This window comes from Caballeronia sp. GAFFF2, assembly GCF_023631485.1.
In the GTDB taxonomy this organism is placed as follows: domain Bacteria; phylum Pseudomonadota; class Gammaproteobacteria; order Burkholderiales; family Burkholderiaceae; genus Caballeronia.
In genome coordinates, this window is record NZ_JALQDA010000005.1 from 91,265 (window position 1) to 109,860 (window position 18,596).

Below are 18,596 nucleotides of genomic sequence, written 5' to 3' on the forward strand. Positions count from 1 at the left end.
TGCGAAAAACGGGGTCGCTGCACTCTATTCTCACGGCAAGCTTAGGAAGCTCGATGCGCAGGTTCAAGACCTTTCAATGGTGCCGCGCAAGGTGCGTTCGTTTAGACTGCGCGAGCCGAGACTCGCAGGTTCTTCCATGATCTCCCCAGCCTTACATCCAACAATTGGCGTTCCCGAAGCGTCCACGGCGGCGCCATGAACGGCGATTTCGACTTTCTCTGGCTCGCGCAGGTCGTATTCGGAGCATTGAGCGATACCGCGTTTGCCTGTGCGCTTGGCGCGGCGCTCTTCGACGCGTGGCTCTGCGGCGAAAGAGCGCACGCGGTCGTTTCGCCTGCGCATCGGGGTTGGCGGCATGCAGCGCGTGCCGGAACCGTGGCCGCAATTACCTTCGTGGCTTGCAACTTCGTGTGCTTGTGGCTTCAGGCCGCGGCGATGAGCGGTTCGCCTGTCAGCGATGCGGGCGCGTCGCTGTGGCTCGTTGCGACTAGCACGCAAGCGGGCATCGGCTGGCTGGTGGCGTTGGCGGGCGGCCTGGTGATCGTGCTGGCCTGCGCGACGGGCATACCGCAAGGCGCATCGAAGACAGGGTTCGCGATCTTCGGCGCGCTCGTGGCCGCTGCAGGGAAAGCGGCTATCGGCCATGCCGCCGATGCCGGTGCGTTTTCCCTCGCCGAAGCCGTGCAGACGCTGCATCTGCTTGCCACGGGCGTGTGGGGCGGGATCGTCATCGTGGGCGCGCTGGCGGTGTTGCCGGCGCTCGGAACATCGGTGGCGCGTGCGTCGTCGATTCGCATCGTCGCGCGCATGTCGCGGGTGGCGACGCTCGCGGTGATCGTCATCATCGCGACGGGCGTGTTCAACGCGTGGCGCGGCACGGACGGATCGGCGGCGGTGCTCGTCGACAGCAACTGGGGGCACGCGCTGATCGTGAAAACGGGACTGGTTCTGGCGGCGCTCGCCTTGGGCGCGCTCAACCGCTGGTCGGTGTTGCCGCGCCTGCAGCGCACGGCATCGACGATGGATGCGCACACGGTCATCAACGTGATGCGCCTTGAAGCGGTGCTGATGCTTTGCGTGTTCGCCACGGCGTCGGTGTTGTCTCACGGCGTGCCGGGCGCGGCGCTCGCCGGCTGAACGCGTTTCGAACGCTTACTCGTATCCCAGCCGATGACTGACGATCGGCGCACAGAAGAGCGCCACCGCGCAGCCGATCACTTTCCCCTGCAATTCGACATAAGCCGTGTGCGAGCTTGCAACGAGCAGCACTTCGAGCATTTGCGGCGCGCAGAAAATGCCCGCCACGCCAATGAACCAGTTGGTAACGACAGGAATGCGCCAGCCACGCTGCGCGCCAATTGCCGCCGCAACGACGCGCGCGACGCCGAAAGCGACGAGCGCGCCGACGGCCATCTGCGCGCGGATATATTCATCGGGAAGGACTTGCCACATGGCTGTTCTCGTTCTTGGTGACTGTTCGCAGCTTACTTTGCAAGAATCTCGCCATATGTACGACAAAACGCAATCGGCGTCAAAAAAATCAGAAGGTGTGTTCCGGGCCGGGGAATGTGCCTTCACGGACTGCGCGCACGTACGCGTCGACCGCCGCGAAAATGGTCGGCTGTCCCTGCATGAAATCCTTGACGAAACGCGGACGCTTGCCGTGGAAGATGCCGAGCATGTCGTGCAGCACCAACACCTGTCCCGAGCAGTCGATGCCCGCGCCAATGCCGATAGTCGGAATCGCCAGACTCTCGGTCACTTCGCGCGCGAGCAGCGTCGGCACGGCTTCGATCACGAGTAAGCGGGCGCCCGCCTGCTGGAGCGCCAGCGCGTCGCGGCGCATTTGCTCGGCGGCCGCTTCGGACTTGCCCTGCACCTTGAACCCGCCGAACGCGTGCACCGATTGCGGCGTGAGACCGACGTGTCCGCATACGGGAATCGAACGCTCGACGAGAAAGCGCACCGTGTCCGCAAGCCATTCGCCGCCTTCGAGCTTCACCATCTGCGCGCCGGCGCGCATCAGTTGCACGGCGTTGGCGTAGGTTTCCTCGCGCGATCCGATGGTGCCGAACGGCATATCCGCGACGATCAGCGCGCTCTTGCTGCCGCGCGCCACGCAAGCCGTGTGATACGCGATGTCCGCGAGCGTGACCGGCAGCGTCGTCGCATGGCCCTGAAGCACGTTGCCGAGCGAATCGCCGATCAGTATGACGTCGACGCCCGCGCGATCGAGCAGCGCGGCGAAGCTCGCGTCGTAGCACGTGAGCATCGCGATTTTTTCGCCGGCTTCACGCATGGCCTGGAGTTTCGGGACGGTGATCGCCGAACGGCTCGTTTCCTGCAAGTACGTCATGGTCGTTTCAAAACTCGATTAGGGGAAAACAGCAGCAAGCCTGGCGCTCAGACCGACACGCCTTTCACGAAAGATTCCTTGCGTCCGCGCATGGTCTCGATGCGCTCGACGAGCAACGCGAGATCTTCTTCCGATGTCAGCGGGTTCAGATGCTCCGCGTTCACCGTGAGCAGCGGCGTTGCATCGTAGTGATAGAAGAACTCGTTATACGTATCGCACAGTGCGCGCAGATACGAATCCGAAATCTGCAGTTCCATGGGGAGCGCGCGTTTTTGAATGCGCGAAAACAGCACTTCGGGACTCGCCTGCAGATACACGACGAAATCCGGCGCGGGCCCGGTGGTACCGATGCGTGAGGCCAGGTCCTTGTACAACTGGAACTCGTCGTCGGGCAGCGTGAGGCGTGCGAAAAGCTCGCTCTTCTGCGTGAGAAAGTCCGCGATCAACGGCGTATGGCCGGTGAGCATTTCCGCGGCTTCACGCGTCTGCGTCACGCGCTGCAACGCGAAACTCAATTGCGTCGCGAGCGCATGGCGCGTGGTGTCGCGATAAAAGCGTTCGAGAAACGGGTTGTCCTGCGGGCGCTCGAACAGCGTGCGCATGGACCAGCGTTCGGCGAGCAAGGTTGCAAGCGTGGTCTTGCCCACGCCGATAGGACCTTCGATCGCGATATAACGGTGCGGCGGGCGCAGTTGCGGCGCGGTAACAGTGAGAGGCGGAGCGCTCATCGGCAATTGGGTTTGGTGGCGGCAGCGGGTGCCTCTGCTGCACTGGATGGAGCGGCGCGCGTGAGCACCTGACATTGGCAGGTCGCGACCTGCTCGATACGCTGATCGGCGACGCCCGCGAGAAATGCATTGGCGCGGCCGCGTTGCGGAATGACGAGTTCGGGTTCGAGTTCGAGCAGCGGCACGAGCACGAACGCGCGCTCCGTCATGCGCGGATGCGGCACGATCAGGTCCGCTTCGTCGATGCCCGACTGGCCATACAGCAGGATGTCGAGGTCGAGCGTGCGCGGCGCATTGCGATACGGCCGCTCACGCCCGAATTGTTCCTCGATGTGGTGACACAAGCGCAAAAGCGCGCGCGCCGGCAACGATGTTTCAAGCTTCACGACGCAATTGAAATAGTCGTCGCCCGAAGAGTCGATCGGCGCGGTGCGGTAAAGGCTCGATTTGGCGAGCACGGTGATCGTGTGCTGCTGGGCGAGACACACGACTGCGTCTTTCAGGGTCTGGCGCGCATCGCCGAGATTCGCTCCCAGGCCCAGATAAGCAATCGTCATGGCAGAAGTCCTACGCCGTCGTTCGGCGAAAAGCGGGTAGATCCCGGCGATACGGCCCGGGGGCAAACCTGTATTCGCTACTGTAACGAAAAGCGGCGTTATTCGTTGTCGGCGCCTTCGACTGGGCCCGAGTCGCTCGCCGCGCCTGCTTCGTGTGCTTCGTGCTCCGCGGTCTCGCCGTTCTTGCGCTTTGCGTTGCTGCGCCGCCGGCGCTTCTTCGGACCGCGATCTTTCGTGCCGCCTTGCGAAAGCAATGCTTCGCGATCGGCGTGATCGGCTTCGATGAAATCGGTCCACCATTGACCGATTTCGGCATCCAGTTCGCCCGACTCGCAACGCAGCAGCAAAAAATCATAACCCGCTCTGAAGCGCGGATGTTCCAGCAGCTTCAAGGCGGTGCGGCCGCGCTTTTCGAGCCGATGCTGAAGCCCCCAGATCTCGCGCATATCCGACGAAAAACGCTTGTGAATGGCGAGCTTTTCGGTCTGCATGTCGAGCACGTCGTCCATTGCGCGATGCAGCGCCGGCACCGGATAGTCGCCGGCTGCGGTGAACTGTTGCCAGCGCGTCTGCACATCGTGCCAAAGCAGCGTGGCGAAGAGAAAGCCCGGCGACACCGGCTTGCCCGCGCGCACGCGTTGGTCGGTGCTCGTCAACGCGAGCGTGACGAACTTCTCGCCATGCGGTTGCTCCAGCACGACATCGAGCAAAGGCAGGACGCCATGATGCAGCCCTTCCTTGCGCAGACGCGTGAGACACGCCAATGCGTGACCGGAAAGCAAGAGCTTAAGCATCTCGTCGAACAGACGCGCGGCGGGCACGTTGTCCATGAGATCGGCGAGTTCTTGAATGGGCGCGCGCGTGGCGTCGTCGATCTCGAAGCCGAGCTTGGCCGCGAAGCGCACGACGCGCAGCATCCGCACCGGGTCTTCGCGATAACGCGTGGCCGGGTCGCCGATCATGCGCAACAGGCGCGCGCGGATGTCGGCCATGCCGTCGTGATAATCCAGCACGGTTTGCGTGGCCGGATCGTAGTACATCGCGTTGATGGTGAAGTCGCGGCGCGTGGCGTCTTCGTGCTGCTCGCCCCACACGTTGTCGCGCAAGACGCGGCCGCTCGCGTCGACCGCGTGCGTGCGCGTGTCGAGTTCGCTGCGCTTGTAGCGGCGTGGCGCTTCGGCGGCGGGCGCGGTTTGCGCGGACGGTGCATCCACGAGCGCGCGGAACGTGGAAGTCTCGATGATCTCCTGCCCGAACTGCACGTGCACGATCTGAAAGCGCCGCCCGATGATGCGCGCGCGCCTGAAAAGCCGTTGCACTTCGTCGGGCGTGGCGTCGGTCGCGACATCGAAGTCTTTGGGCGCGACGCCGAGCAGGAGATCGCGCACCGCGCCGCCGACGATGAACGCGCGATGCCCCGCCTGTTGCAGCCCGTCGGTCACGCGCACCGCGTTCTTCGAGATGAGCGAAGGATCGATGCCATGAACATCCGACGACAGGATGACCGGCACGCTCGGATCGCGCTTGGGCGGCGCGACGGTTTTCTTGCGCGTGCTCTTGCGAGCCGGTTTCGTTTCTGACGAAGCGCTGGCTTGAACGTCGCCATCGGTGGTATCGGCGCTTTCTTGTCCGAACAGCTTGCGGATGAGTTTTTTAATCACGTGTATCGAAGAGGTTCAGAATGCGCCAGCCTTTGGCTTGCGCATGCGCGCGCAGGGTGTCGTCGGGATTGGTTGCGACCGGGTCGGTCACGCGTTCGAGCAACGGGATGTCGTTGTGCGAATCGCTATAAAAATAGCTGTGTTTGAAGTCGGCGAGCGACTTGCCGAGCGTGCCGAGCCATTCCTCGACCCGCACGATCTTGCCTTCGCGATAACTCGGCGTGCCGGTCGGCCGGCCCGTGAGCGCCCCTTGCGGGTCGTTGTCGACGGTTTCGAATTCGCAAGCGATCAGCGTTTCGATGCCGAACGCTTCCGCGATAGGCGCGGTGATGAACGCGTTGGTCGCGGTGACGAGGCAGCAGAGATCGCCATTATCCTGATGCTCGCGCACGAGCGTGACGGCAGCCGGGACGATGCGCGGATTGATCACCTCGCGCATGTACTGCGCGTGCCAGTCGTCTAGTTGCTCGCGCGAATGCTTGGCAAGCGGCCCCAGCATGGCGTGCAAATACGCGTTGATATCGAGCACGCCCGCCTGGTATTGAGCGTAGAAGGCATCGTTTTGCCGCGCGAAGCTGTCTGCATCGACGATACCGAGCTTGACCATGAAGCGGCCCCATTCGTGGTCGCTGTCGGTGGGAATGAGCGTGTGGTCGAGATCAAAGAGGGCTAGGTTCATGGGAGCGCATTTTACTTGAAGCGGGTCGGAGCGTTGTCTGTAGCGGCGTGCGCGTGAGGCTCGCCGAACAGGTCGATGGAATCGGGCGATGCGCTTTCCGTCTCGGACCCGGCCAGGTCCCACGAAGGCTGGCCGAAGCGCGCGAGCACGGTGCGCAAAAGCGGCATGGTCACGGCGCGCTTTTTTTCGAGCGAGAAGCGGTCGAGTTCGTCGAGCAGCGCCATGAGACTCGGCATGTCGCGCCGGAAATGCGTGAGCAGATAAGCGGGCACGCCTTCGGCCAGCACGATGCCGCGCTCGCGCGCCGCGTGCCGCAGCACCGACGCCTTGGCGTCATCCGCGAGCGGCAGCAGATGGAACACGAGGCCCCAGCCGAGCCGCGTGCGCAGGTCCTCGCGCACGACGAGCTGCATTGGCGCGACGTTGCCGGTCGCGACAAGCGCGCTGGCGGGGTAAGCGCGCACTTCGTTGAAGAGATTGAACAGCGCGATTTGCTGAGCCGGCGAGAGGCCGTCGCAATCGTCGACGGCGTAGAGCGTCACGCGCGGATCGAAACCGAACGCGTTCAGCGCGCTTTGCGGGCTCAGAAAGCGCGCGCGGCCGTTCGCCTCGTACACGAGCGCGTGCAGCAGATGGCTGCGGCCGCTGCCGGCTTCGCCCCAGATATAGAACGTGCGATCCGCGACGGGTCCGGCCGCGAGCGCGCCTTCGAGCTCGCGCAGGCGCGTCACCAGTTCGTGGTTGCTCGCGGCGAAGAAGTTGTCGAAGGTGGCGGGCGGTGGTGTGCCCAGGTCGAGCGTCAGTTGGCGTTGCACGTGAGAAAGGAGTCGGTTCGGGCTGTTTGGGCGGATCGGTTGTGTCTTCGTCTTGTCTTCGTCGTGTCTTGAAAACAGGCGGCTCGGATGCGCCGATGTTCGAAACGCCGCCTCTGGCCACCGTTCGCGCGCGGCGCCGTTGCTTTCGCCGGACCGTATTCGATCTCGAAAAGAGCGCCGGCAGGCTTCGATGCACGCGCGGGAAAACCAGCCGGACGGCTGTCATCGGGTAAAATCGCATTTTACCGACCTTCTTGCGCTCCCCCCATGAATCAACCGAAATCCGCCCCTGATGCTCCCGGTTTGTCGTATCGCGATGCGGGCGTCGACATCGACGCAGGCGACGCGCTCGTCGACCGGATCAAGCCGTTCGCCAAGAAAACCTTGCGCGAAGGCGTGCTGGGCGGCATCGGCGGATTCGGCGCGCTGTTCGAAGTGCCCAAGAAGTACAAGGAACCGGTGCTCGTGTCGGGCACGGACGGCGTCGGCACCAAGCTGCGTCTCGCGTTCGAACTGAACCGGCACGACACGGTGGGCCAGGATCTCGTCGCCATGAGCGTGAACGACATCCTCGTGCAGGGCGCGGAACCGCTCTTTTTCCTCGATTATTTCGCCTGCGGCAAGCTGGACGTGGATACGGCGGCGGACGTGGTGAAGGGCATCGCGCAAGGTTGCGAATATGCGGGCTGCGCGCTGATCGGCGGCGAGACGGCGGAAATGCCGGGCATGTACCCGGACGGCGAGTACGACCTCGCGGGCTTCGCGGTCGGCGCGGTGGAGAAGAGCAAGATTATCGACGGCAGCGCGATCAAGCCGGGCGATGTCGTGCTGGGTCTGGCGTCGAGCGGTATCCATTCGAATGGGTATTCGCTGGTGCGCAAGATCATCGAGCGGGCAAATCCTGACTTGAACGCCGATTTCGACGGCCGTTCGCTCGCCGACGCGCTGATGGCGCCCACGCGCATCTACGTGAAGTCGCTGCTGTCGGCCATGCAGACCGTGACCGTGAAGGGCATGGCGCATATCACGGGCGGCGGTCTCGTCGAAAACATTCCGCGTGTGCTGCGCGAAGGGTTGACGGCTGAGCTGGATCATCGCGCTTGGCCTTTGCCGCCGCTGTTCGCATGGCTGCAGAAGCACGGCGGCGTCGCGGATGCGGAGATGCATCGCGTGTTCAACTGCGGCATCGGCATGGCGGTGATCGTCGCGGCGGAAGACGCGCAGGCAGCCACCGGCTTGCTGTCGGCAGCGGGTGAACAGGTTTGGCAGATTGGTGTGGTGCGGGAAAGCGCGGATGGGGAGGCGCAGACGGTGGTGGTTTGAATGCTTGCCGCGTTGTGATGTCGGTGTTGAAAACCCTCGCTGGTGGCGGGGGTTTTTGTTTTTCAACTACAGCAACGACATTACTCAGACGGCTGCGCGAGGACGCGTTCGAGTTTGGGCAGCGCGCTTTGCACCGTTTCCCAAACAATGTCCAGATTCGTATCGAAATAGCCGTGTGTCATGCGATTGCGCATGCCGCGTAGCTTTTCCACGGTACGGTAGCGTTGCTTTTCGCGAAGCCGGGAAACTCGGTCTCAATCTGAACCGCGGCTTCCCCTATTACGATGAGGTTCAGAATAACTGCCTGCTGAACCATCCGATTCGCGACGAAGTCTGCCTTGCTCAGCTTCTGAACGTAGCCGCGTGCAGTTCGCGAAGCGTCCAGCAGATGGTCGATATAGTCGGTCAGGCGCAACTGGCGCTGTTTTGCATTCATACCGCGCGCGCCTCACTCAGAACAACGGATCGAAACTTCATTGGCAAGTCTTGCGGTGTCACGACGTCCACCGGCACGCCGAGCAGTTCTTCCAGTTCGACCTGAATTGCTCCAAGGTCGAAAAGCGTCGCTCCCTGTAGAGCATCAACCAAAATGTCGAGATCGCTGCCGTCGTCGTCTTCGCCGTGAAGAACCGAGCCGAATACCCGCGGATTTGCCGCATGGTTGGCCGCGATGATGCGACGAACGTCGTTGCGATGCACTTCGAGCGCTGATGAAGGTTTGGTCATGGGACGGAACGATAAGAAGCCACGCATGAATGATAACGCGGCTTTGCCTTGAGGCATGAAGCGCAAGCGAGAACCGGTTTCGCCGCTTTTCTTGACGCCACTCACCCCGCGACCGCCAACACCGTCGCCACCGCCCGCTCCGTTGCATCCCCCGCGCAACAATCCACCACCGCCCGCTCCGGTATCGAACGCAGCCACGTCAACTGCCGCTTGCACAACTGCCTCGTCGCGAAGACGCCCTTATCGCGCATTTCGTCATAGCGTGTCGCGCCGTCGAGATACTCCCATGCTTGCCGATAACCCACGCAACGCATCGACGGCATCGACAGATCGAGGTCGCCACGGGCGCGCAGCCGCTTCACTTCGTCGATGAAACCGTGCGCCAGCATCGCATCGAAGCGTGCCGCGATACGCGCATGCAGCACCGCGCGATCCGAAGGTTCGAGTGCAATCGGCACGAAGCGATACGGCGCATCGCCCGAAGACTCGCGCGGCGCGGCAAGCAGCGCCGACATCGGCTGCCCGGTGAGCATGAACACTTCGAGCGCGCGTTGAATGCGCTGCGAGTCATTCGGCGCGAGACGCGCGGCGGTTTGCGGATCGATTGACGCAAGTCGCGCATGCAACGCCGGCCAGCCGTCGCGCGCGGCATCGGCATCCAGAAGAGCGCGCGTATCGGCATCGGCGGGAGGCAAGTCGTTCAAGCCCTGCGTGAGCGCCTTGAAGTACAGCATCGTGCCGCCGACCAGCAGCGGCACATGCCCGCGCGCGACGATCTCGCCGACGAGCCGCAGCGCATCGCCGCGAAACTGCGCGGCGGAATAGCTCTGTGAGGGATCGATGATATCGATCAGATGATGCGCGGCCAGCGCGCGTTCTTCCGCGTTCGGCTTGGCCGTGCCGATATCCATCTCGCGATAAACCAGCGCCGAATCCACGCTGATAATCTCGACCGGCCGCGCCGAGCGCGCGGCAAACGCAAGCGCCGCCGCTGTCTTCCCCGATGCCGTCGGCCCCAATAAACACGCGATGGAACGAGCCGTCATTGTCCGCGCATGAAGAGGCGGTCGAGGTCGGCGAGCGTGAGTTGGAACCACGTCGGCCGGCCGTGATTGCATTGATCGGCGCGTTCGGTTGCTTCCATCTGGCGCAAAAGGCCATTCATTTCATCGAGCGTAAGGCGCCGGTTGGCGCGCACGGCGTGATGGCACGCGAGCGTTCCAAGCAACTCGTGCTGACGCTCGGTGAGCACGCGCGACCCGCCATACGCCTGCAAATCCGCCAGCACGGCGCGCGCAAGCGCTTGCAGATCGGCATCCTTGAGCAGCGCGGGAACTGCGCGAATGGCAATCGATGTCGGCGAGAGCACGGCCAGATCGAAGCCGAGCGCATCGAGCGTGGCGCGCTCTTCCTCGACGATGCCGATCTCGACCGCATCCGCCGTCATCGATACCGGAATGAGAAGCGGCTGCACGGCGATCGCACGATCCGCAAGCGCATTCTTGAACTGCTCGTAGAGAATGCGTTCGTGCGCGGCGTGCATGTCGACGATCACGAGTCCGCGCGCGTTTTGCGCAAGCACGTAGATGCCGTGAATCTGCCCGACGGCGAAGCCGAGCGGCTGGTCATCGGCGTGATCGAGCGGAGCGGGTCGCGGCGCATAAGCCGGCGCGCTTTCGCCGGCCCACGCCACCGAAGGCGACGCCTCGGGCGCGGCGTTGTCCTTGCGGCCGAAGAGCGCGTCGTACAGCGCAAGCGGCTGCGCGACGGGCAAAGTGCCCTGCGTCATGCGCGACTGGCGCATCCATGACGTGCCGTTTTCGCCGCGCATCGGCGCCGTATCGCCGCTGCCCGTGGCGTAAGGCTTTGCGCTGAACGAAGCCGGTCCGGTCGGCGACAACTGCGCCGCATGCCCGCCCGACGTGGTTTCCGGCGACGCGCCCGCTTGCCGCGCGAGCGCGCGCTGCACGGCATGAAACACGTATTGGTGAATCGAGCGCGAATCGCGAAAGCGCACTTCGATCTTCGACGGATGCACGTTCACATCCACCGATTCGGGCGGCAAGTCGAGAAACAGCACATAGGCCGGATAGCGATTGCCATGCAGCACGTCTTCATAGGCCGCGCGCACCGCGTGCGTAAGCAGCTTGTCGCGCACGAAGCGGCCGTTGACGAAGAAATACTGTTGATCGGCGCGTCCGCGACTGGCGGTCGGCAGGCCCGCGCAACCGTAGACGGCGAGCGGCCCGGCGCGTTCATCGAGCGGCAGATGCGCGGTTTCGAACACCTCGCCGAGAATCTTCGCGACGCGCGTCCGCGGATCGCTCGCGTTCCAATGCTCGACGGCCTTGCCGTTGTGCATCACCGAAATGGCGACGTCCGGGCGCGCGAGCGCCATGCGCCGGATCACATCGAGGCAATGCCCGAGTTCGGTCTGTTCGCTCTTGAGGAACTTGCGCCGCGCGGGCGTGTTGAAGTACAGCTCGCGCACTTCCATGGTGGTGCCGACCGTGCCGGCTGCCGGGGAAATGGCGCCCGTTTGCGCGTCGATGCGCGTCGCGTGCGAGCAGCTCTCAGTGCGGCTCGTGATGAACAACTCCGCGACGGAAGCGATGGAGGCAATTGCCTCGCCGCGAAAGCCGAGCGTGGCGACGGCTTCCAGGTCCGCGAGCGAGCGGATTTTGCTGGTCGCGTGGCGTAAAAGCGCGAGCGGAAGTTCGTTGGGCGGAATGCCGCTGCCATCATCGGCAATGACGATTCGCTTCACGCCGCCTTCATCGAGCGTGATGCGCAGGGTGCGCGCGCCTGCATCGAGCGCGTTTTCCAGCAGTTCCTTCACGACCGATGCCGGCCGTTCCACGACCTCGCCCGCCGCGATCTGGCTGATGAGCTGGTCGGGAAGCGGCGCGATGGCGCGCGAACCGCGCGCGGCGTCTGCGGTCAATGTGTAGGCGGAGGGATCGTTGAGTTCGGCCATCCCGAATTATAGCGATTCGCATCCGAGCGTCCCGATGCGCGATTTTGGCGGCAAAAGGGCGTCGAGACGGCGTCTGGATGAGCGCTTCCTAATTGAAGGCGCGTTTGCGTTCGGTATCATGGCGCGACCTTCCACGGTTCTTGACGGCGGGCAGATTCCTGTCGCGCCGGGCCATTTTTTTCGAGGAAAGCTTTTGGACACGCTGCTGCAATTTCTAGGGATGATCCTTCACATCGACAAGTCGCTCGGTGTCTTTATCCAGCACTACGGCGCTTGGGTCTATGCGGTGTTGTTCCTCATCGTGTTCTGCGAAACCGGGCTCGTCGTATTCCCGTTCCTGCCGGGCGATTCGCTGTTGTTCATCGGCGGCGCGTTTGCCGCGTCCCACGCGATGGACTTGAGCGCGCTCATCGTGCTGCTGCTCGTGGCGGCTGTTCTGGGGAACACGGTGAATTACTTGATTGGGCGCGCTATCGGCCCGAAGGTGTTCGACACCAACATTCCCGTGCTGGAGCGCTTTCTCGACCGCGCGGCGCTGCAGAAGACCCACAACTTTTATGAGCATCACGGCGGCAAGACTATCGTGATCGCGCGCTTCGTGCCGGTGGTACGGACCTTCGCGCCGTTCGTGGCGGGCGCTTCGTCGATGAATCACACGCGCTTTCAGTTCTTCAATATTCTGGGCGCGCTGGTTTGGGTCCTGTTGCTCGTGCTGCTCGGCTACTTCTTCGGCAACATTCCGTTCATTCGGCAGTATTTGAACGTGATCGTGCTGGTGGGAATCGGCGCGGCAGTGGTGCCGATCGCGCTGGGTGCGCTTTGGAAGCTGACGCGGCGGCGCTCGAAGGCGTAAGCCGTAACGGCCGATTGCTGCTTCGGGGCACTGAAATCGAGCGAGACGCGTGTCACTGCGCGCCTCGCTCGATGCGTTTTATCCGCGGCGAATCAGGCGGATAAGGAACAGCAGCACGACTGCGCCGATCACGGCCGTCACGAGCGAGCCGAAGATGCCGCCGCCGAACGAGATACCGAGCGTGCCGAACAGCCAGCCGCCGATCAGACCGCCGACCACGCCGACGATAATGTCGACGATCACGCCGAAGCCGCTGCCGTTCATGATGAGACCGGCGAGCCAGCCCGCGACGCCGCCGATGATCAGCCAGAGGATGATTCCGTGTTGCAAGAAATTCATGAGAAAAAACTCCGAGAGATTAGATGATTGCAGGACTGCAGGAAGCTCCTGCTTTCGAGCGCGGTGAATTTAGCCCAAAGAACGGCCACGCGGACCGGCCTGAGTGTCAAGTTTTGTCGATGCCACGGCTCGCGCCAGACACGGCAAGCGCGTCGAAGATAGTGTGTAATTTGATCAAAATTTAGAATGCCGAAACGCCCGGTGCACCGAATGGCCACGTGTGTCGTTTATGTCACGACGGCGGAATTGTTTCGGTAATGTTTTATGCTGGCGGATGTTGATCGTTTCACGTAATGCAACAGGAGCGGCGCGACGCATTGCTGTAATCGGCGCTGTGGGCTTTGAACACGCTGCAAGAGACTAGAACAAGAGAATGAGAACGTTGGTGTCGATGCAAATGGAAGGTTTCAAGCTATTCAGCCGCGCGGGCATCGCGGGGGCAGCGGTCGCGGCAATGCTCGCCGGATGTTCCTCCACACCGCGCACGCCCGCGCCTATCGTCGAGAGTTCGGCGTCGAGCGCGCCGCCTGTCGTTCAGACGACGTCGCCCGCCGTCATTCCCGCGCCGGTCGTGCCGCTCAACGCGCCGCCAGCGGAGCCGGGCTTCTATCGCGTGAAGCCGGGCGACACGCTTTACGGCATCGCGCGAAACTACAAGCAGAAGCCCGACGACCTCGCCAAATGGAACACGCTGCCCGAAAGCAAGCAGGTGAATATCGGACAGTTGTTGCGCGTGGCGCCGCCGGGCGCAGCCGTGGCATCCGCGAGCACGGCGCAAAAGAAAGACATGCCGCCGCTCATTGCCACACCGCAGAAGTCATCGAGCGACAAGACCGAAAAGTCCGTCGCGCAAAAGCCCGCGCCCGAAGCCAGCGAAGAACATGTGAGCGCGGCCAGGGGCACGTTCGTGTGGCCCGCGAAGGGCGAGGTCGTGCGCAAGTTCGGCGCAAGCGGCAACAAGGGAATCGATATCTCCGGCAAGGTCGGGCAGCCCGTGAAGGCGGCAGCCGGCGGCAAGGTCGTGTATGCGGGCAGCGGCTTGCGCTCGTATGGGCGCATGATCATCGTGCGGCATGGCAACGATTTTCTGACCGCCTACGCCTATAACGACAAGCTGCTCGTGCACGAAGGCGATACGGTCAAGCAAGGTGCGACCATCGCCGACATGGGCACGGGACCGAGCGGCTCTCCGGAGCTGCATTTCGAAGTACGCAAGTCGGGCGCGGCGGTTGACCCGTTGCCCCTGCTTGGCGCAGGTGGTTGAAGAATGAAGGTTGAAACATGAAGGTCGAAGGAGAGTGATGGTGAAGAAAGTCATGGGCGCGGCATGTGTCGCGTTGTCATTGCTTGCTGGCTGCGATCAGCAGCAAAGCGAGGATGGGTTGAACAAGCTCAAGGCAATTTTCAATGCCGTGAAGCCCGACAATCTGCTGCTGAAGGATTTGCAGCCTGGCGTCACGACCGAGGCGCAGATTCGCAGTCAGATGGGCGACCCGGAAATCGAACGGACTTTCACCGACGGGTCCAAGCGGCTCGAATATCCGCGCGGCCCGGCGGGAACGAACACCTATTTCGTCGATCTCGACGCCGACGGACTCTTCGTGTCGGTGACGCAGGTTCTGACCGCGGCGAATATCGCGAAGGTAAGGCCCGGCATGACGCAGGATGAAGTGCGCCGGTTGCTTGGCAAGCCGACCACCGTCGCGGAGTATCGACTGAAGCAGGAACGCGTGTGGAGTTGGCACTGGCTCGAAGATGGCGTGAATCGCGACGCCATGTTCAACGCGCATTTCGACCCGAACGGCATCGTGGTGACGACTTCGCGCTCGGAGGCGGAGGGCGGCGGACGTCATTGAAAGGTGTAGAGGCAATGAACAATCAGAATAACGACAAGAGACGAAACGCCTTGATGAACGACGCCGCGCGCTATCGCGACCGTTATCTGCAAGACGCGAACGATGCGACGCTCACGATCTGGGCTTGCGACCGTGGTCATCACTGGGACGACGCGGTAGATGCGGCTCAGAATATTCGTTGCATGAACTGCGCGTCGCACCGGCGCGAGGTCGAGATGCAGCGCTTGCATGGCATCGCGCAGATGCGCGGCGGTGCGCTGTTATCGCCGGGCCGTGCCGACACCAAGGCGCCGCCTTCCTGGCGATGCGCGTGGGGACACGTCTGGGATGCGGATATCGAATCCGCGCAGCGTTCATGGTGTGCGGAGTGCGGCCGGACGGTGTTTTCGAAGTACCGCTGAGTCGCGCAAAAAAGAAAAGCCGGCGAGTGCCGGCTTTTGAGCTTCTTTGTCGGAGCGATGGCGTGGTTCGCCTGCTACTCGCCGGGCTGTTGGCAAAACCGTGCGCTCTTTATTCGTTACCTGCCTGGCGCGCCTGTGCCTTTACCCACAACTCGGTCGAATGCCGCCCATCTTTTTTGTGGTCCGTTTGCGCTTGAATCGACTTCCCCCGTGCGCAGACACAGTATCGAGGCAACGGTTTTGTATGAGTGTTCGTTCTCGAACACACGCAAGCAAGATACGTGGCGGATAAACCCTTAACCGTCCAATCGGCTTTTCGACTAAGCCAGTTCTTCGTGTTTGGCCTCCTGACGCAGGTTCGCCGCGACGAGCGATTGCGTGACCATGCGTGCTTCGGCTTGCGCGATGTGTTCGAGCGTCGCGTCTTCGAGCTGGTCGGCATAGATGGCGAGTGCATCGCACAGGTTGGCGTGCGCCGCGTCGTCGAGCGTCCACTCGCCCGTGCCGGTGTGCCGCTCGTCCAGTTCGACGAGCGCTTCGTAGGCTGCGGTGATGTCGTCGGCGTGATCCGTCACGTGACCGAGCTGGCCGAGTTCTTCCGCGATCAGCAGATGCCGGCACAGCGCCATGAAGAGCGGCTTCGAGCCGTGTCCGCGCCGGAGGGCGTCGAGTGCGGCATAGGCTTGAAGCAGCATGGCGTTGGTCATCGGTTCGCGGGCGGCGCGGCTATAGGTCAGCGCGCGCAACAGCGGCGACATGGCAGGACGGCCGGACTTCATATTCGTCGATTTTTTCTTCACGGAATTCTCCGGAACAGGTTCTTGCTCGCGCACCCGAACCGGCGGGCCGGGACGCTTCGTGCAATGAGCATGGAAACATCATCGCACTCGATAATTAGTGTTGTCTTAAGACGCGTCAGGCTTTGCAAAGGCGCGCCGTTCTCAAGCCGGGCTCAGCGATTCACCCGCCACGCGCACTCGCTCGCCGACCGCGACGCCGGGCGCGCTGTCGTAATTGAAGCTGCGCACGCTGCCATCGTTCATGCGGACTTGCACCTGATACGTCGTCGTCTTGTGGACGACATGTTCGATCTGATTGCCCGCGAGCCCGCCGCCAAGTGCGCCGATGATCGTCGCCGCCGTGCGTCCGCGACCGTTACCGATCTGCGTCCCCGCCAAACCGCCCACGACCGCGCCGCCTATTGCACCGAGACCCGTGGTGGGTTGCGCGGTCTGCACCGCGTTCACCGCCATGACCTGGCCGGCATACGGATCGTACGCCGGTTGGGCTTCGACCGCTGCGGGCGCCGCGGCCGCCACGCTATGTGCCGTCGTCGACGCCGGTTTCAAGTGATGCCCGCGAACCGCACGCGGCAATCGATCCGCGTCGCTTCCAGTCAGAGCCGGCGCGCTTGCGGGCGATGCCTTGGCGACTTGCCCATCTACCGTCGGCGAAGCTGTCACGGCCGTCGCGGTGGCTTTCGATGACGGCAGAAGGCCGGTCATCGCGGCCACGCCCGTGCCGCAAGCGAGGATCACCGAGACGGCGGCCGCCGCCATGAGCGGATGAATACGCGAGGGCTTTTGATCGAACTGGGGTACGGCGTTCATGGCAGCGTCTCCGTTGAGTGCTTGCAAGGCATTGATGCCTGCCTGCTATAACGCCGCGTTTGCTACCCGGTGGACGCGTTCGGTGTGACATTTGTAAGCAAACATCTCCGCTTGATTCGAACGAGGAGGCGTTTGAGAAGCGTCGCGTCACTTCGCGGCGGGCAAGTCACGCGTGTCGAGTGTCATGGCGACGAGCGCGTAACCAACGAGATGCGGAAAGGCGCCGGTCATGCATGAAGACAAAAAAACGCTGGCATGCCGGGAAGCGCGCCGAAAGCAAAAAGCCGCTGATCCTTGCGGAACAGCGGCTTCTTTTGATGCTGGTGGCGAATCAGGGAGAAAAGGACAAATTCCCGGATCGGCCGCCCCGCCTGACTCGGCGAGGCTCAGAGCCCAAAAACTGGTGGTCCACTGGGTTGGACCACCGGATTTTAGCGCCATTTTTCGTGCATGAGGTCTTTGCGAAGTCCAACAAAGAGCCGCAACGAGGAGCGGTTGATGCCTCCGAACATATATCCTGTGAAAGGGCACTTCACATTTGGCGACGCAGCCATTGAAGCCGCATTCAACGATAGGCCCGTAGTCGAGAAATCCTGGCAACGTCGTTCGTGACAATGCGTCGACATTTTCGATGTCGAAAGAATGTGTGTGAAGCGAAAGCAAACGACACGCCAAGGGCATGTGTTTAACACCCTCGCACTTGGCGAATTATGCGAAAAGTCGCTTAATATCAAGGAAATCCGCAATGAGAACACTTCTCGCGCTTATATTGACCGCTATCGCTGTTGGATTGGTTATGGCAGTTATCAGGCAAAAACCAGGAATATTCTATGATTGCGAACAGCGAATCGAGCGATGGGCTCAAACGAGAATCGAAGAGATCAAAGAGTGGCTCGGCATTGAGATAACGACGCTTTCCTTCGCCGGCGCGATCATCGCTGTTGGCGTCGTGCTGGTGATAGGTTTGAGCTTCGTAAGCGAATCGAGTGCGTTGAAGACCGTCTCCACGGTGCTGGAATACGGTGTCGCGATCCTAAACTTCGCAGGTGTGATGTTCATCTCGCGCGGTGTGATCCTGATGAACGAACAGCGAGAAAAATTGAAAAAGACGGCCGACGCGGGAGACTCTTCGCGCTTCACACAGGTGGCGGCGGACTTGTTTGTCGATGCGTCGACGGCTTGCGAGCGGGGTTCATTGCTCGTAGCGGCGGCGTTTTTGCTCGATTTGATTGCAAAAACAATCGGCTAGTGGCCGGAGGTCACTTTTGCAAGACCCATCAGCGCAAATGCGACAAAACTGAATAGCAAAAAGAGGAAAAAACCAAACAACGATTTTCGCGCTCTTCTCGTTTCCAACGCTTCTTGAAAATTTTCAGGGGGCTGTTTCATCGAGAGCTCGCTGGGTTTAACGGTCCGAAAATAGGAGTCCCCTTTTATTTGAGTCAAGGCCCGATGGCAATAGCAAAAAAGTAAAAGGAGACGAACGGAATGAAAAAGGGCAAACGCTCGTCCGTGAAACCGTGCGTGCGGCCAAATTATTACCGGACCCGGCGCCGCTTTCTGCTCACGATCAGTGCTGAGACACTGGTCGCCATCGCCGTAAAATCGCAGCGTGTTCAAGGATCCTTCGAAGCTTCTTTGGATGGCACATATTTTTCGCGACGGGATGTTGTTCGGGCACTGCTCGAACCCGACTTTGGCATGAAGTGAGCGCC

The 18,596-nt window shown here is 62.0% G+C and carries 23 protein-coding genes and 1 pseudogene; 9 read left to right on the plus strand and 15 right to left on the minus strand.

The window, feature by feature from the left end:
• The first annotated feature begins 195 nt into the window (after positions 1–195).
• Positions 196–1,137, plus strand: coding sequence for a CopD family protein (locus NCT04_RS02410; RefSeq protein WP_250463159.1), 942 nt, complete (start codon positions 196–198; stop codon positions 1,135–1,137).
• Positions 1,138–1,152: 15 nt separating this feature from the next.
• Here NCT04_RS02410 and NCT04_RS02415 read toward each other — a convergent pair whose 3' ends face one another.
• From NCT04_RS02415 to hda, 7 genes are all read right to left on the minus strand, one after another.
• A complete protein-coding gene (locus NCT04_RS02415) occupies positions 1,153–1,452 on the minus strand; it encodes a hypothetical protein (RefSeq protein WP_250463162.1) in 300 nt (99 codons plus the stop codon).
• Between the two features lie 88 nt (positions 1,453–1,540).
• The gene (panB, locus tag NCT04_RS02420; RefSeq protein WP_250463164.1) at positions 1,541–2,356 is read right to left on the minus strand and encodes a 3-methyl-2-oxobutanoate hydroxymethyltransferase; all 816 of its coding nucleotides are present in this window, start codon (positions 2,354–2,356) and stop codon (positions 1,541–1,543) included.
• 47 nt (positions 2,357–2,403) lie between these two features.
• A complete protein-coding gene (locus NCT04_RS02425; RefSeq protein WP_250463167.1) occupies positions 2,404–3,084 on the minus strand; it encodes a deoxynucleoside kinase in 681 nt (226 codons plus the stop codon).
• Complete coding sequence (folK, locus tag NCT04_RS02430) at positions 3,081–3,641, minus strand: 2-amino-4-hydroxy-6-hydroxymethyldihydropteridine diphosphokinase (protein WP_250463170.1); 561 nt, start codon at positions 3,639–3,641, stop codon at positions 3,081–3,083. Before folK ends, NCT04_RS02425 begins: the two co-directional genes overlap by 4 nt.
• A gap of 98 nt (positions 3,642–3,739) precedes the next feature.
• A complete protein-coding gene (gene pcnB / locus NCT04_RS02435; protein WP_250463173.1) occupies positions 3,740–5,302 on the minus strand; it encodes a polynucleotide adenylyltransferase PcnB in 1,563 nt (520 codons plus the stop codon).
• Complete coding sequence (locus NCT04_RS02440) at positions 5,295–5,981, minus strand: histidinol-phosphatase (protein WP_244827082.1); 687 nt, start codon at positions 5,979–5,981, stop codon at positions 5,295–5,297. The genes pcnB and NCT04_RS02440 overlap by 8 nt, the downstream gene beginning before the upstream one ends.
• 11 nt (positions 5,982–5,992) lie before the next feature.
• Entirely contained in the window at positions 5,993–6,796 is an 804-nt protein-coding gene (gene hda / locus NCT04_RS02445) for a DnaA regulatory inactivator Hda (protein WP_250463175.1), read from the minus strand.
• Between the two features lie 267 nt (positions 6,797–7,063).
• On the opposite strand from hda, the gene purM reads away from it, so the two are divergent.
• Positions 7,064–8,119: a phosphoribosylformylglycinamidine cyclo-ligase gene (purM, locus tag NCT04_RS02450; protein ID WP_250463178.1), complete on the plus strand. Its 1,056-nt coding sequence runs from the start codon at positions 7,064–7,066 to the stop codon at positions 8,117–8,119.
• 80 nt (positions 8,120–8,199) lie between these two features.
• On the opposite strand, the pseudogene NCT04_RS02455 reads toward purM, so the two are convergent.
• From NCT04_RS02455 to mutL, 4 genes and pseudogenes are all read right to left on the minus strand, one after another.
• A pseudogene (locus NCT04_RS02455) lies at positions 8,200–8,555 on the minus strand (HepT-like ribonuclease domain-containing protein).
• The gene (locus NCT04_RS02460) at positions 8,552–8,845 is read right to left on the minus strand and encodes a nucleotidyltransferase family protein (protein WP_250463250.1); all 294 of its coding nucleotides are present in this window, start codon (positions 8,843–8,845) and stop codon (positions 8,552–8,554) included. Before NCT04_RS02460 ends, NCT04_RS02455 begins: the two are co-directional and overlap by 4 nt.
• A gap of 101 nt (positions 8,846–8,946) precedes the next feature.
• Positions 8,947–9,891: a tRNA (adenosine(37)-N6)-dimethylallyltransferase MiaA gene (gene miaA / locus NCT04_RS02465; protein ID WP_250463180.1), complete on the minus strand. Its 945-nt coding sequence runs from the start codon at positions 9,889–9,891 to the stop codon at positions 8,947–8,949.
• The gene (gene mutL, locus NCT04_RS02470) at positions 9,888–11,822 is read right to left on the minus strand and encodes a DNA mismatch repair endonuclease MutL (protein ID WP_250463182.1); all 1,935 of its coding nucleotides are present in this window, start codon (positions 11,820–11,822) and stop codon (positions 9,888–9,890) included. Before mutL ends, miaA begins: the two co-directional genes overlap by 4 nt.
• A gap of 193 nt (positions 11,823–12,015) precedes the next feature.
• Between mutL and NCT04_RS02475 the strand changes: the two genes are divergently transcribed.
• Positions 12,016–12,675 carry a VTT domain-containing protein gene (locus NCT04_RS02475; protein ID WP_250463184.1) on the plus strand — a complete coding sequence of 220 codons (660 nt, stop codon included), beginning with the start codon at positions 12,016–12,018 and terminating at the stop codon, positions 12,673–12,675.
• Between the two features lie 78 nt (positions 12,676–12,753).
• On the opposite strand, the gene NCT04_RS02480 is transcribed toward NCT04_RS02475, so the two are convergent.
• Positions 12,754–13,005 carry a GlsB/YeaQ/YmgE family stress response membrane protein gene (locus NCT04_RS02480; protein ID WP_244827961.1) on the minus strand — a complete coding sequence of 84 codons (252 nt, stop codon included), beginning with the start codon at positions 13,003–13,005 and terminating at the stop codon, positions 12,754–12,756.
• Between the two features lie 382 nt (positions 13,006–13,387).
• Here NCT04_RS02480 and NCT04_RS02485 point away from each other — a divergent pair, with 382 nt between their 5' ends.
• Genes NCT04_RS02485 through NCT04_RS02495 form a run of 3 tightly spaced genes read left to right on the plus strand, consistent with a single transcriptional unit; the run spans position 13,388 to position 15,271 of the window.
• Positions 13,388–14,278 (plus strand): peptidoglycan DD-metalloendopeptidase family protein, encoded by an 891-nt coding sequence (locus NCT04_RS02485; protein WP_250463186.1) that lies wholly within the window; start codon positions 13,388–13,390, stop codon positions 14,276–14,278.
• A 37-nt stretch (positions 14,279–14,315) separates the two neighbouring features.
• Positions 14,316–14,870 (plus strand): outer membrane protein assembly factor BamE domain-containing protein, encoded by a 555-nt coding sequence (gene bamE, locus NCT04_RS02490; protein WP_244827089.1) that lies wholly within the window; start codon positions 14,316–14,318, stop codon positions 14,868–14,870.
• 14 nt (positions 14,871–14,884) lie between these two features.
• A complete protein-coding gene (locus tag NCT04_RS02495; protein ID WP_250463188.1) occupies positions 14,885–15,271 on the plus strand; it encodes a hypothetical protein in 387 nt (128 codons plus the stop codon).
• A 320-nt stretch (positions 15,272–15,591) separates the two neighbouring features.
• Here the strand turns inward: NCT04_RS02495 and NCT04_RS02500 are convergent, their stop codons facing one another.
• Positions 15,592–16,071, minus strand: coding sequence for a hypothetical protein (locus NCT04_RS02500; RefSeq protein WP_250463190.1), 480 nt, complete (start codon positions 16,069–16,071; stop codon positions 15,592–15,594).
• A gap of 141 nt (positions 16,072–16,212) precedes the next feature.
• On the minus strand, positions 16,213–16,881 hold the full coding sequence (locus NCT04_RS02505) for a glycine zipper 2TM domain-containing protein (RefSeq protein WP_250463192.1): 669 nt from the start codon (positions 16,879–16,881) through the stop codon (positions 16,213–16,215).
• A gap of 233 nt (positions 16,882–17,114) precedes the next feature.
• On the opposite strand from NCT04_RS02505, the gene NCT04_RS02510 reads away from it, so the two are divergent.
• A complete protein-coding gene (locus tag NCT04_RS02510; RefSeq protein ID WP_250463193.1) occupies positions 17,115–17,438 on the plus strand; it encodes a hypothetical protein in 324 nt (107 codons plus the stop codon).
• 188 nt (positions 17,439–17,626) lie between these two features.
• Positions 17,627–18,130 carry a hypothetical protein gene (locus tag NCT04_RS02515; RefSeq protein WP_250463195.1) on the plus strand — a complete coding sequence of 168 codons (504 nt, stop codon included), beginning with the start codon at positions 17,627–17,629 and terminating at the stop codon, positions 18,128–18,130.
• On the opposite strand, the gene NCT04_RS02520 is transcribed toward NCT04_RS02515, so the two are convergent.
• A complete protein-coding gene (locus NCT04_RS02520; protein ID WP_250463198.1) occupies positions 18,127–18,270 on the minus strand; it encodes a hypothetical protein in 144 nt (47 codons plus the stop codon). The two genes, NCT04_RS02515 and NCT04_RS02520, sit on opposite strands and share 4 nt — an antisense overlap.
• A gap of 99 nt (positions 18,271–18,369) precedes the next feature.
• Between NCT04_RS02520 and NCT04_RS02525 the strand changes: the two genes are divergently transcribed.
• Positions 18,370–18,591, plus strand: coding sequence for a hypothetical protein (locus tag NCT04_RS02525; protein WP_250463200.1), 222 nt, complete (start codon positions 18,370–18,372; stop codon positions 18,589–18,591).
• The last annotated feature ends 5 nt before the right edge of the window (positions 18,592–18,596 follow it).